The following is a 12,995-nucleotide window of genomic DNA, read 5'->3' on the forward strand; positions in this document are numbered from 1 at the left end:
GTGAGGGGCGATATCGGCCCGTGGCAGCGAGCGCTGCGCGCGCTCGGCGCGGGCGCCTGCGTGCTGCTGGCGTCCGCGTGGATCATGCGTTTGCCGGGCATCGGCGACGTCACACTGGGTCTTCTTTCGGAACGCTTCGGAGCGCTGACCTGGGTGGCAGCGGCCGGAACGGTCGTCGGCGTGATGCACGCTTCCGGGCGGGGCACGTCCGGCGCCTGGGGCGGAACGCTCGGCGCGGCACTCGTGCTCCTCGCCAGGTACGGACTCGACGCCGACATCACGCGACGCCGCAGCGCATGCATCGCGCTCGCCTGCATCGCGATTCCGTGGCTGCTCCACGCGATGCTGGACGCGCGCCGTCGACGCACGCTCCCCTGGCTCGCGGTGGCTGCCGCGTCAGCTGCGGGCGTGCTAGGCCTTCGCGCGGCAGACCTGCAGCCCTACCGCAGGTCGCTTCCTCCGCTCCACGCCGGCGACGCGGTCGACGCACCTGCGAACGCCCCCGACATCGTCCTCATCACCCTCGATACGACGAGGTACGACGCGCTCCTCACCGCCGCGCCGACGCTGCAGGCCTTTGCGTCCCGCTCGATCGCGTTCCCACGAACGACGGCGGAGGCCCCGTTCACGCATCCGTCCATGGCCTCGCTGCTCACGTCGCGGACGCCGCTCGAACACGATTCGATCTCGACGTCGCCGTGGATCGACCCGCGGCTGCCGACGCTCGCGACCCACCTGCGCGGCCTCGGCTACCGCACCGCTGGCTTCCTCGACAACCCGTGGCTGAGCCCCGAGTTCGGGATCTCCGTGGGCTACGAGCATCTCGATCGAAGGACGGATCTCGACCGCATCGAAGGCTGGCTCGAGAACCCGAAGGACGCCCGGCCCGCGCTACTGCACGTGCACCTCTTCGAACCCCATGGTCCCTACGAGCTACGGCCGGAGTACCTGGAGCGCCTCGGCCGCACCATCGATCCGGCGTCGCGCGAGAGGCTCGGCGCCACGATCAGCGCGGACTTCATCCGAGCTGGAGAGATCCCCGGCGCCCACGACCTCGGCGAGCCGGACTTCCAATGGCTGGAAACGATCTACCTGACCGAGGTCGCGGCGATGGACGGGTGGCTGGCGTCCCTCTTCGAACTCCTCGCAGCCCGCGATCCCGAGGGCGAGCGAACGCTCATCGCGATCACCGCGGACCACGGCGAGGAGTTCGGCGACCACGGTGCGCTGCACCACTCCCACACCCTGTACGAGGAACTCGTCCACGTCCCGCTCTTCCTGCGGCTACCAGGTCACGGAGTATCCGTCAGCCACGCGCCTGCGCAGCTGATCGACGTGACGCCCACGCTGCTGGAAGCGGCTGGCCTCCCGCCGCTTCCCGGCGCGGCCGGAGCGTCGCTGCTCGGAGCCGTCCCCGAGGATCGAGTTCAGGTGAGCACGCGCTTCCACGCGCACGGCGCGCACCTCTTCTCCATCAGAAAAGGCGAGTGGAAGCTGCACCTACGCGTCGACGCCGCGCGCGATCCACGCTCCGAGGCGATCCACTTCGCGAGCGAGGCGCTTCCGGGTTCCATCGAGCTGTATCGCATTTCGAGCGATCCCGAGGAGGCGGTCGACTTGGCGGCCAAGACGCCCGAAGAGGCGGCCGGAAAAGTGGACGAGCTCATCGAGGACCTGACCCGCTGGCAAGCGTCCGTGCGACTGCGAATCCGAGCCGATGGAGGCGCCCTGGACGCGGAAAGCCAACGCCACCTCTCGCGAGAGACCTACCGCGAACTCAGGAAGCTCGGGTATTCCGCGGACGACCGTTGAGCCGGTTCCCACGGAGCCTCCGCGCCTGCCGTCTCCCGGAAGCACCGACGTGTCGGGTTCTTCAGCAGCATCCGCGGGGCTGAAGCCCTTCAGCCATGCGGCGAACGAGGAGCGCTGGGTCTCGAGCTGAATCCGCTTCCTTGGTTGTATTGGTAGCCGCCCGACCTCCCGGCAGCCCCCCCAAAGCCCTGGTCAGTCATGTCACTGAGGCGCTTCCGTCCCACGGATTCCTCCAAAGACCCAAAGAACGACGATTCTTGAGACAGGTTCCAGAACCCGGGGTCTTGTCCTGTATGAAGATTCCCCCCGCACTCCTCTGGCTTCTCGCCGCTGCTCCTGCGTTCGCCGCTCCCCTGATCTCCCCGCGCGGCGAGTTCCTCGTCGTCGACGTGGAGGGTTCAGCGCCTTTCACCAGCCTCCAGGAAGCCGTGGATGCGGCTTCCTCCGGGGACGTGATCCTTCTCAGGCCGCAGCTCGATCCGGCCTCGAGCCAGCCTGGCTGCACCATCGATGGCAAAGCGCTCACGATTTGAGCGGCTGGTGAGATCCGAGTCCGGGTCGGCGACCTCCGGATCGTGGGCCTCGACGTCGACGAGGTCGTGACTCTCCGCGGCCTTCATCTGCATGGCACCGGTGCGGCCGACGTCCCGGTCTTCCGCGTCGACTCCTGCCAGGGCTCCGTTCACGTACAGGACTGTGACATCACCCAGGATCGAGGCGCGGATGGCCTGGCCTCCGCGCAGGTGTTCGGGTCGCTGGACGTCCGCTTCGCGAACTGCGAAATCACAGGAGGCGTAGGATCCGATGTCACGTCCACGGTGTTCGAGGCCGGTGAAACGGCGCTCTCCACGATTGCATCGCGAGTGACGCTCGACGGCTGCAAGGTGATTGGGGGAGCGGCCGGCGGGACGGTTGCGTATACCTCCATCACGGACACGCCTCCGGGCGGAGCGGCCGTCCGACTCTTCTCTCGGAGCGTCGCCTGGGTCGAGGGAAGCGAATTGACGGGAGGAAGGGGCTTCGAGCTCAACTGCCACTCGGGCTGCGGCGTCCTCGAAGGAGGAGATGGTGGCCCAGGCGTCAGGGTTCAGCCGGGCTCGATTCTGATGCGCCTCGACTCCATCATGCAAGGCGGTGAAGGAGGGATTCCCTACGCAGCTGGAACGAACGTGCCAGGCGCTGACGGGCCTCCGCTGATCGGAGTCGAGCATCTGTTCCCCGGGCGCCTGCGCAGCCTCGAAGGACCGGACATCGTGCGAACGGAGAGCGATCCAGCGCTGGGCACGGTCGTCCCCGTGCGACTCACCGGTGTCCCCGGTGAGACCGTGACCGCCTGGGCCTCCGAACAAGCCGGGTTCCGCGCGCTGGGCAGCGCGGGGATCCTCGGACTGCGCGGCTTCGATGCGGCGCTGACCTTCGACCTCGGCGTCGTACCTTCCACGGGCATCCTGGAGACGAGCCTCGTCCTGCCTGCCGAGCCCGCGGGTGTGGCGCGTACCTACGGGATCCAGTCGGGCTTCCGAACCGGGCCGAACGGGCTGCGCCTGAGCCGCGTCCACGCGGTCACCACCCACGGCGGCGGCGTGCTGGCTCCCACGTCGGGCGACGTGGTCCACGTGGCTGCCGACGCCGCTCCCGGTGGCGATGGCAGCTCCTGGGCCATGGCCGCGTCCAGCCTGGCGGACGTCCTTGCGGTGCTCCCGCTGTCGACTGGCGAAAGCCCTGTGACGGTCTGGGTCAAGGCGGGCGCGTACTCCCCGGCGCCACCCGGCGGCGACGCCGACGCAACCTTCCCGATTGGCACAGGCTGGCGAATCCTCGGTGGATTCAGCGGCTCGGAAGCCAGCGAGTCCGAGCGCAATCCGCTGACTCACGTGACGGTACTCGACGGGGATCTGAACGGAAACGATCTGCCGAACTTCGGCGGATTCAGCGACAACTCCGCGCAGGTCCTCCAGGGGGCAGCCTACGAGATCGACTCGTTCCTCATGGACGGCTTCACCATCCGGGGCGCCAACGGAAGCGGAGCGCTCGAGGTGCGCGGCCATGCGCGCTTCTCACGCTGCGTGTTCAAGGACAACCTGGGGATGGGCCTCTCTCCGAGCGTGGCCCTCTACTCCTCCACGTCATCAGGGGACGTGGATGTTCTTACCTTCCAGGACTGCGTCTTCGCCGACAACCGCTCGGCCCAGAAGAGCGCGATCGTGGCGGAGCAGTTCCGCAACCGTCTCGAACTGCACGGCTGCCTCTTCGCACGCAACACCAAGACCATGTACTTCGGCCCATCGAGAGCCGTTGCGGTCACCGCTGAGGGCTCGAGCCAGTGCGATACCGAGATCCTCGACTGCACGTTCGCCGACAATCGCTTGCTGGCCAATGTGACCTTCCAGTCGTGCGTCACCGTCGGTGCCAGGACGACCGTGGCCAACTGCATCTTCTGGAACAACACCATCCCGAGCGGCGAGGTCCTTGATCTTCGAGTCGAGTCGACCTTCGGAATCACGATCGAGCGCAATCGCTTGACGTTCGATCAGCCAGGCTGGTCCATGAACACGTCGGCCGATCCGCGGTTCGTCGGTGCCGGTGACTATCGGCTCGCGGCGGACTCACCTCTTCTCGATGCGGGCGACAACACGTTCGTCCCAGCCGGGCTGACCCAGGACCTCGACGGCGACTTCAGGATCAAGGACGACGCCGGCGCACCGAACGTGGGAGTCGGTCAGTCCAGGATCGTCGATCTCGGAGCCTTCGAGCGCTGACGCCGTCCAGGAGTGGCCGGCGAACGACGCGTCAGCGAGTGGACGCGCCGTGGCTGGCCACCAGGCTCAATCCAAGGCTTCCTTCGCCTGCATCGTCGATGGCCATGGAGCCGCCGCGCGCCTCGCGAAGCCAGACGACGCGCGCGAAGACCGTGTCGCCATAGTTCAGCGCACGGCCCTTGAGCGCGCTCCCCCACGCTCCGCGGCGAACCAGCGTACCCGGCACGTTGCGGATCTCGACCGACGTGCCTTCCAGCGCGCCTCCACCGACGAGCAAGCCCGCCAGCGATCCGTAGACGTCCACGTAGGGCTCCCCTCCTACGACGCGTAGCGTGGGCGAGAAGCCCGGGAAGTCGGAGACGCTCGCCGAGAACAGCTCCGCGGAGCCGCCTCTCAGCGCCTCCGCCGAAGAGCGGTGGCGAAAGTCGAGGATGCCCTCCAGGTACGTCGCAGGATCTTCGTCCGCAACGAGTCGCACGCTCAGCGCGGCGCTGCCGTCCTCGCGTTCCGCCCAGACCGGACCGTCGCCCTGGGTGTCGAGGGAAAAGCGAGTCAGCGCCCCCCCGAGACTGAGGGTCCCCACCGTCTCCAGGTCCGGCATGACCTCGGGCGCGAGCGATAGGACGATCGGCGACGGCGTCACGGGCGCCGGGGTGAGCCTTGGGGGCCCTGGCAGAGCCGTGGCAGCCACGATGGCCACGGTGGCCACGACCGCCGCCATGGGTCCGCTCCGGAAGCCCCGTGCGGGCCGTGGCACGTCACGAAGCCGCGGGGACGCCTCGACGGCGACGACCTCGCTTGCTCGGCTCGGAAACTCCTGCTCCTCCATGGGAGACGTATCGAAAGGATCCCCGAGGAACCTGAGGAACCAAGGGGCCAAAACCCCCGCGCTTGCGGTTCTGCCCACCCCGTGCTCCTCTGGTGAGGCACTCCTCGGGCCCCTCTCACCTTCCGATCCCCATGAACCTGCTCCCGCGCCTCTTTTCCAATCCCTCGGCTCTCCTGATCCTCGGCAGCATCCTCGGCAGCCTCTTGGGAGGCCAGGCCAGCGCCCAGGTCCTGGTGCAATTCGACCCTGTCGGCACCCAGGGCTCGGGGAATCCGCTCTTTCCCGCGATCGTGGCCCCCCAGGTCACGCCGACCGAACTCGTCCAGACGGGCTTCGGCGGCTGGGGCAACACGGACGTGTGGCCCGTCGGCCAGATCGGGATGGCCTCCCCCACGATCGATCTCACCCAGTACCTCAGCTTCAGCGTGGAGGCTCCCGCGGAGATGACCTTCACCTCGCTGACCTACAGCCGGCGCTCCTACGTGAGCGACGGCAACCGCGCGGCGGCCGTGCGAACGAGCCTCGACAACTTCATGACCGACGCCGCCGTGGTCCTGGGGATCAGCGAGCAGGGGGATCAACAGATCGACTTCGACCTGAGCGGGCTGGCCCCCACCCTCGGGCTCGTGGAGTTCCGCGTGTACTTCTACGACGCCCCCATCGCGGGCGCGGACTGGGTGGATCTCCTCAGCACGAACGCGGGCGGGACCGGCCTGATCCTGAACGGCACGGTCTCGGACGCCGTCGGCGCGAACTACTGCATGGCGAACCCGAACTCCACCGGCTCGGTCGCGACCATCGACGGCGCGGGGTCGACGGCTGTCGCGGACAATGACCTGACGCTGGGCGCGAGCGATCTACCGCCCTTCGCCTTCGCGTTCTTCATCACCAGCCGAGCGCAGGGGTTCATCATGAACCCGGCGGGTAGCCAGGGGAACCTGTGCGTCGGCGGCGCGGTCGGCCGCTACGTCGGCCCGGGACAGATCAAGCAGGCGGGTCTTGGCGGCCGCATCGAGCTGCCCCTCGACCTGACGCTCGTGCCCCAGCCGAACGGCTTCGTTTCGGTCGTCGCGGGCGACACGTGGAACTTCCAGGCGTGGTACCGCGACGCCGTCGGTGGCTCGGCGACGTCGAACTTCACCGACGGCCTTCAGGTGAACTTCTGATCGACTCGGCGGACGTTTCCCCGAAGGCGAGGACCGGAGTTCAGGACGCCCCGTCGACGTCCTGGAACCGGTAGCGATCCAGGAGTTCGAAGAAGCGCGCGAAGGCCGCCTTCGGGTCCCCCGCTTCGTGCAGGAAAGCGTGGGCGAAGCCGCAGTCCGTGGCCCAGCCCTCCGTCTCGGCGAGCCAGTCGCTGAACACCGCCGTGTGGAAGGGCGTGCCCTCGGGATCCTCTTCGAGATCGTGGGCCCAGAGGCACGCCTCGTACCCCTGGAGCATCTTCTCCAGCTCGACCAGGGAATGGTCCTCGAGGAACATCGCCGGGCGCTCCCGGATCTGTGCCAGGAGATCGTAGACGTCGCCGCGCTTCGCCATGACCCGCGCGCTCAGCGCAGCTTCCACGCCGGCCCGAGCAGACGGCCCGTATCCTCGAGGAGCGCTTCGATCTCCATGTACGGCAGGTGACTGATGTCGACCCAGCGCACGCCGCCCTCGGCGTCCAGGAGGTACGTGCCGTGGAGCTCCGTCTCCGTGAAGTCGTCGTACGCGCCGTAGGCCCTGAACTGGGTCAGCTTCGGATCGCACAGGATCGGGAAGGAGTAGCCGGTGGCGGCGGGGTCATCGCCGAGGGACACGCGCAGCTCCTTCGGCGACTGGAGGCCGATCGCGACGATCGCGATGCCCGCCTCGGCAAAGCGATCCGCGAGGGGCTCGATCGCGCGCAGCTGCTCCAGGCAGTGAACGCAGCCGAAGCCGAGGAAGTCCACGACGAGCAGCGGCTTGCCCCGGTAGTCCTTCAGCGAGTGCGTCTTGCCATACGCGTCGGTGAGCGACCAGTCCGGGGCCTGGAGCGGCTTCCAGAAGACGTGTCCCGGCTCGTCCGCGAGCAGCTCGAGGTCACGGGGGTCCATCCAGGCGCTCGGCTGCTGCCAGGTGGCCCGGGAGTGCTCGAAGGTGATGAAACGGCCCTCTTGGACGCACTTCAGCGCGTCTTCCTTGCGTCCCGCCGCCAGGAACACCTCGGCGGCGAGGAACCACGCCTTGCCGACGTCGGGATTCGACTGACCGACGACTTCGGCCGACGACACGGCCTTCTTCCCCTGGCCCGTTCCCAGCCAGAACTTCATGCGGCGAGCGTGAATGGGATGATGGGGCTCCGCCTGGAAGAAGCTCTGGAACTCCTCCTCGACGACCTCGGGATGGGCGCGCACCTCGGGAACCTTGCTGGCGACGAGCGCGAGCCGAAGCGCACGAACCTCGGAGGCCGACGGATGCTCCTCCAGGATCCGCGAGAAGGCGCCGCTGAGGTCATGGACGGCCTTCGCCGCGGGCTCCGGCTGCTCGGAGAGCCGCAGCGGCGTCAGCCGATCCTCCCCGGGTGCAGGGTTCCACGGCTCGGCCAGGCCCTCTGGCTCCGTCGGCCCATCGACGCCGTGGAACTTCGCCAGCGCGTCGATGAGGCGCCGCTCCAGCGGAGCCGCGAGCCCCTTCTTCAGCCAGGCCGCCCGCGCGAACCACGCGGCCCGCGTCGGCCAATCCTCGTTCGCCAGCGCCAGCCCCCAGTACGCCATCGCGCAGTCGGGATCGTCGATCAAGATCGTCTGGAACGAGCGCGCGGCCTCGGTCGGCCAGCCGCCGTACCACTGCGTGAGGCCCTGGTCGAAGTACGCCTGCCCCTTGTCGGCGCCCGGCGCGAGCGAGATCGGAAGATCGATCCGATCAGGTCCCTTTCCGAGCGGTGCCGCCATCCGCGGCCCCTCCAGGAAGACGACTTCCGGGGGTTCATCACCGCCCGCGAGGAGCGGGTGCGCGGTCAGCAGCAGCAGGGCCGTCAGCAGCAGGGTTCGGCACATGATCATCGTTCGAAGTAAGGCCGCGCCGAGCGCGGGAACAGAGCGATCCCGCCGGCCTGCAAACCGACGTCGACGGACGAGACGCGCTTCAGCGAACGGAGGTCGATCGCGTCGACCGAGCCGGGCGTCGCGCCCTTGTCCTCGCACGTGATGAACGCGAAAGATGAGTCCGGCGTCAGGACGACCCCGTGCGGGATCCGGCGGCTCGTCGGGATCCGCGCGACCTCCTCGCCGGATGCCAGGTCGATCACGCCAACGGACTGCGCACCCTTGTAGGTGATGACGAGCCGCTCGCCGTCCGCCGTGACGTCCAGGTTGTACGGCGCGCGCCCGGTGGGAAAGCGGCGCGCGATCGTCCAGGTGTCGAGGTCGACCTCGACCACCTGGTGCGCGCCGTTGAGCGCCACGTAGGCGACGCGGCGAGTCGGATGGGGCTGGACCCAGGTCGGCTTCGAAACGGCCGCGCGCGCGGGCGCCACTTCCTCCCCGCCCTCGCCCGTCTCCATGGCATGACCGGCGCCTCCGGTCGGGAGTTCGGTGCCGTCCGTCAACAAGAGACGGCGGGCCACCTCCATGGTGACCGCATCCACCTCGATCAGCTCGTCGCTCATCATCGCGCACGAAAAGTGCCGCGAGCCGTCCGGCGAAAGGCGCGACCCGTGGGGCATCGAACCCGTCACGATTTGATCGATCTCCACCATGCCCTCCACGTCAACGACCGAAACGCTGCTCGGCGTCATATCGCCGTGCAGGTCGAAGTTCACGCAGTAGAGAAAGCCTGTGTCGGGCGAGATCTGCATCGTCGCGGGGAAGAGCCCGAGCTCCGCCTCCCCCACGAGCCGATTCGTGCCGGTCTCGTACTTGTAGAGCAGGCCGTTCGGCTTGCCGTGGGCCATCGACAGATACCAGTGGCGACCGTCCGGCGCGACGGTGAGCCCGTGCGGGCCTTCGATCTCGGTCGCCTGGTAGCCGACCTCGAGAACGTGCTCGATGACGAGGTCCTCTCCGTCGAAGCTGAGCTCGAAGACCTGGTCCGAGGACTCCGCCGCGACGAGCAGGCGCTCGTGAACGGCTGACTCCACAGCGGCTTCCTGGGGGGCAGCCAGCGCCGCCGCGATTCCGATCCAGAGCGCCAGCATCAGCGCTCCAGCTTCATGGCCCAGAGGCCGGAGTTCCAGTCCGAGAAGAACACGTGTCCCTTGTGCGGCTGCGGCCCCCACGCCATCGGCGCGTTCGAGATGTAGCCTTCGGGATCATCGGGCAGGTACCACGCGATCTCTCGGCCCTGGTCATAGAGGTTGCCCATCAGCTCGCCGGACACGTCCACCGCCCGCAGGCCCGCGTTGTAGTACGCGACGTACATCACGTCGCCGTCGACCCAGATATTGTGCGTCCCGGCCTCGGGCACCTGGTAGCGCGCGTTCTCCCGCGGGTTCTCCAGGTCCGTGAAATCGATGAAGTGGATCCAGCCGCGCGGGTAGGTCGGCTTCCCGGTGAGGTTGAGCCCCAGCGGGAACGCCTCGTCGCCGGCCGCCACGTAGAAGCGCCCCGACTCCTGACGGAACGGGAACGCCGCGTGGTTCCAGCCGCTCGGATACGCGTAGCTGGAGACCTTCACGGGGTTCGACGGCGAGCCGCCCGCCATGCCGTTGCCGACGTCGACGATGTGCACACCGTCGGACCAGTTCGAGGAGTACGCGAGCCCGTCCTCGACCCAGACGTCGTGGATCGAGGGGCTCGGCGCGTCGACCTTGTAGGAGCCCACGCGCGTCGGCGCGACCGGGTCCGAGATGTCGATCGCGTCGTAGCGCGCCCCCGCCGAGAGCGCGTAGACCTTCCCATCGTCGATGAACACGTTGTGCACGCCGCCCGTGAGCTCATCGTCGAACCCCGAGCGAACCTCGGGGTTGCGCGGGTCGGTCACGTCCACGATGACGATGCCGTTCTTGCGGTTCGACGCGCCCTCGCGCGAGAGGACGCAGGTCTTGCCGTCCGCCGAGACCTTCACGTCGTTGACCGTCCGCGCGTCGATGTTGACCGTCGCGATGCGCACCATGTTCGCGGGGTCCGTGACGTCCCAGAAGTGGGCGTCGCCGTTCGCGCCCCAGGTGCCTGTGACCGCGTAGTCGCGGCCGTCCGTGCCTTCCCAGACCCAGAGGTCCGAGGTGTGCGTATCGCGGACCGGCGCATGGCCGACGAAAGTGAACTTGCCTTGCACGTCGCGCGCAGTCGCAGCCACCGTCGTACGACCGACCGTATCGCCGGAGGTCGCCACGAAGGTGTAGCGCCCGGGCTGCTCGGCCACGAAGCGCCAGCCGCGCGGCGCGCCGGGGATCGGCTCGATCTGGCCGCTCGCGCCCGCGCCGAGCGTGTCGTCGGTGCGCGCGCGAAAGGACACGTCGACCGGAACGGCTGGCACCAGGGCACCGGCCGCGTCGTAGGCGCTGATCTCCAGGTGAATGACGTCGCCCGTGCGGGGCGCCGCGAGGTCGGACACGATCTCGATCCGCTCGATCGGATTGGCCTCGACGGTCAGTTCCCGCCGGGCCGTCTTGCCCTCCGCCTCGACCGTGGCCGTGAACGTGCCAGGGGCGTGGAGCGTCAGCTCGCCGTAGGAATCGAAGCTCGCGACCGCGGGGTCGCTGGACGTCCAGCTCGGCCGGAGTTCCTCGCGGATCCCGCCCTCGGCGTCGACGCCCATGGCCTCGAACATCGCGGAGGTCCCCGCCCAGAGCCCCGCTGCGGGAACGATCATCTCGATCCGTTCCAGCGGTAGCGCCTTCACCGTCACCTGGACCGTGCCGCTGAGCCGGGCGTTCACGCCTGCCCGCCCCTCCTGGTTCTCGCCGGCCTCGTTCCTGCGCTCGCGAATGATGACCTCGTAGGTCCCGGGCTTGAGGCCCGTGACGACGCCGTCCTCGCGTCCGACGGTGAGTTCCCGCCGGCTGCGCGAGAAGAACATGAGCTCGGCGTCCTCGGGCGAACCGTCCGCGCCGAGCGCCTGCGCGCTGATCTTCGCGCTCTCCCCCACCTCGAGGGTGAGCTCCGAAGGTTCGACCTGAAGCGTGCGGGTCGGCTCCGCTTCCTGGGACTCGAGCTTGCTGGCCTCCTGGAAGGCCGTGGGCGACGCGTTCGATGCAGCGATCGGGACGAAGAGCCCGAAGCCGGCCAAGAGACAGTGAAGAGCTTGCATGGTGGTGTACCGGAGGGAACTGGGGTCTTCCCAGCATAGTTCTCTCCGGCACGCCGTCAGGCCCGGGCAGCCAAGATCCACGTTCGAATCGCGTTGCCCCGGCCTCAGCGCCGGAAGTATCGGGAATTCCTCCCTCGCGCTCGGACGTCCTCCAGCTCCTCCATCCGCTCGTTCTCTTCCGCCTGCGTCAGGCGGCTCGAGAACCGAAGCTCGCCCAGATCGTTCGCGCCGGGGCCCAGCACGAACGGCCCGAGTAGATCTTGATGCCCCTTCGAGCGCAGGTAGACCTGGGGCCCGGACAGCCGATCGAGTTCGGCCTGGAAGAAGAATCCGCCGTCCTCGCGGATCGCGAGGACCTCGGCGAAATCCTCCCCGGAAACCGACGACCCGACGACCTCGATGCCGCCGCTCCGCTCGTGGCGGTCATTCCCGATGACCCCTTTCACTGCCACCGCGGAGGAGCGCCCACCGAACCGAAGGGCCACGTCGATCGTCTCCGGGACGAAACCGGAGAACGTGGCCCGCTCCGAGTCGGGACCGGGCTCAGGGACGAGGACCTCGACCTGGGCGCTCAAGGCGGGGACCACCGGACGCCCGCGCTTGCCGCGATACCGCCCTTCCCAGGTGATCGGTCCGGAGAAGACCTCCAGCTCGATGCTGACATCTCGGCCCATTCGAGTGGAACGGCTGGACTTCCTGCGCACGCGTTCGCGATCGTCCGCTGACTCCGGAAGGGCAAAGATCTCACAGCTCCCGTCCACCGGCGACTCGCTTCCCGGGTCACCGGACGAAGCCAGGGATGCACGGACCCGGAACTCCACCGGCCTCCGGAACTCCGCGACGATCTCGCGCTCGACCGTCTGCCCTTCCACGATCTCGACGGGAAGGGTCGGGAACCGAAAGCTGGCCCGCTCATCGGCATCGACCAGATAAGACCCTGCCTCGAGACGATCGAACTCCACCCCTCCCGAGCCGCGAAGGGTCTTCAGGTCGACGAGGCCTTTCGTGTCCACACTGGTCAGGCGGACTCGCCCCAGCGGACGATCCTTGGGAGAGAATCCCGGGGGCATGGCCTCAAAGGTCAACAGAAGGCGACCGAGACCGTCGCCTGCCGTCTCTCGCAGGGTGGCTGGCAGTGGACCCTCCGCATCGACTGCCGCTGAACCGGGGACCGCTTTCGCCGGCACGCTAACCTCTTCGGAGAGCCCCACGCCAGGCGCCTTCGGGCCCGGGGAAGCGGCGACGCCGACACCCACGGGCGCAGGTCCCAGACTCCGATCCTCCGTCGGGGCAGAAGTCCAGAGCCAGAAAATCGAAAGGAGCGCGAGCGCAGCGCCGAGCAGGAAGGTCCGATATCGCATCTCTTTGAGTCTACGCAACCTGCC

10 protein-coding genes are annotated in these 12,995 nt (G+C 68.2%); 4 read left to right on the forward strand and 6 right to left on the reverse strand.

Features of this window, described 5'->3' with window-relative positions; all coding sequences use genetic code 11:
- The 3 genes from Poly30_RS19590 (at position 1) to Poly30_RS19600 (ending at position 4,571) form a co-directional block, all read left to right on the forward strand.
- The gene (locus Poly30_RS19590; RefSeq protein ID WP_145201153.1) at positions 1–1,812 is read left to right on the forward strand and encodes a sulfatase family protein; all 1,812 of its coding nucleotides are present in this window, start codon (positions 1–3) and stop codon (positions 1,810–1,812) included.
- A 293-nt stretch (positions 1,813–2,105) separates the two neighbouring features.
- On the forward strand, positions 2,106–2,345 hold the full coding sequence (locus Poly30_RS19595) for a hypothetical protein (protein WP_145201156.1): 240 nt from the start codon (positions 2,106–2,108) through the stop codon (positions 2,343–2,345).
- A 42-nt stretch (positions 2,346–2,387) separates the two neighbouring features.
- A complete protein-coding gene (locus tag Poly30_RS19600) occupies positions 2,388–4,571 on the forward strand; it encodes a hypothetical protein (protein ID WP_145201159.1) in 2,184 nt (727 codons plus the stop codon).
- Positions 4,572–4,602: 31 nt separating this feature from the next.
- Here Poly30_RS19600 and Poly30_RS19605 read toward each other — a convergent pair whose 3' ends face one another.
- The gene (locus tag Poly30_RS19605; RefSeq protein WP_145201162.1) at positions 4,603–5,400 is read right to left on the reverse strand and encodes a hypothetical protein; all 798 of its coding nucleotides are present in this window, start codon (positions 5,398–5,400) and stop codon (positions 4,603–4,605) included.
- Positions 5,401–5,531: 131 nt separating this feature from the next.
- On the opposite strand from Poly30_RS19605, the gene Poly30_RS19610 reads away from it, so the two are divergent.
- Positions 5,532–6,566 carry a hypothetical protein gene (locus Poly30_RS19610; RefSeq protein ID WP_145201165.1) on the forward strand — a complete coding sequence of 345 codons (1,035 nt, stop codon included), beginning with the start codon at positions 5,532–5,534 and terminating at the stop codon, positions 6,564–6,566.
- Between the two features lie 40 nt (positions 6,567–6,606).
- Here Poly30_RS19610 and Poly30_RS19615 read toward each other — a convergent pair whose 3' ends face one another.
- The 5 genes from Poly30_RS19615 to Poly30_RS19635 all read right to left on the reverse strand — a co-directional run bounded on the left by Poly30_RS19615 (position 6,607) and on the right by Poly30_RS19635 (position 12,971).
- The gene (locus Poly30_RS19615; protein WP_145201168.1) at positions 6,607–6,966 is read right to left on the reverse strand and encodes a hypothetical protein; all 360 of its coding nucleotides are present in this window, start codon (positions 6,964–6,966) and stop codon (positions 6,607–6,609) included.
- Positions 6,951–8,417, reverse strand: coding sequence for a peroxiredoxin family protein (locus tag Poly30_RS19620; RefSeq protein WP_419190398.1), 1,467 nt, complete (start codon positions 8,415–8,417; stop codon positions 6,951–6,953). Before Poly30_RS19620 ends, Poly30_RS19615 begins: the two co-directional genes overlap by 16 nt.
- A 2-nt stretch (positions 8,418–8,419) precedes the next feature.
- Positions 8,420–9,556, reverse strand: a complete 1,137-nt coding sequence (locus tag Poly30_RS19625; RefSeq protein ID WP_145201174.1) for a YncE family protein — start codon at positions 9,554–9,556, stop codon at positions 8,420–8,422.
- Positions 9,556–11,610: an LVIVD repeat-containing protein gene (locus Poly30_RS19630; RefSeq protein WP_145201177.1), complete on the reverse strand. Its 2,055-nt coding sequence runs from the start codon at positions 11,608–11,610 to the stop codon at positions 9,556–9,558. The genes Poly30_RS19625 and Poly30_RS19630 overlap by 1 nt, the downstream gene beginning before the upstream one ends.
- A 104-nt stretch (positions 11,611–11,714) precedes the next feature.
- Complete coding sequence (locus tag Poly30_RS19635) at positions 11,715–12,971, reverse strand: hypothetical protein (RefSeq protein WP_145201180.1); 1,257 nt, start codon at positions 12,969–12,971, stop codon at positions 11,715–11,717.
- Between the last annotated feature and the right edge of the window lie 24 nt (positions 12,972–12,995).

This window comes from Saltatorellus ferox (assembly GCA_007751475.1).
Taxonomy (GTDB): domain Bacteria; phylum Planctomycetota; class UBA1135; order UBA1135.

Bases quoted from the DNA above. Each gene is read 5' to 3' on its own strand.
- Poly30_RS19595 (WP_145201156.1), top strand. From the start codon at position 2,106: ATGAAGATTCCCCCCGCACTCCTCTGGCTTCTCGCCGCTGCTCCTGCG.
- Poly30_RS19605 (WP_145201162.1), bottom strand. From the start codon at position 5,400: ATGGAGGAGCAGGAGTTTCCGAGCCGAGCAAGCGAGGTCGTCGCCGTC.
- Poly30_RS19610 (WP_145201165.1), top strand. From the start codon at position 5,532: ATGAACCTGCTCCCGCGCCTCTTTTCCAATCCCTCGGCTCTCCTGATC.
- Poly30_RS19620 (WP_419190398.1), bottom strand. From the start codon at position 8,417: ATGTGCCGAACCCTGCTGCTGACGGCCCTGCTGCTGCTGACCGCGCAC.
- Poly30_RS19625 (WP_145201174.1), bottom strand. From the start codon at position 9,556: ATGCTGGCGCTCTGGATCGGAATCGCGGCGGCGCTGGCTGCCCCCCAG.
- Poly30_RS19630 (WP_145201177.1), bottom strand. From the start codon at position 11,610: ATGCAAGCTCTTCACTGTCTCTTGGCCGGCTTCGGGCTCTTCGTCCCG.
- Poly30_RS19635 (WP_145201180.1), bottom strand. From the start codon at position 12,971: ATGCGATATCGGACCTTCCTGCTCGGCGCTGCGCTCGCGCTCCTTTCG.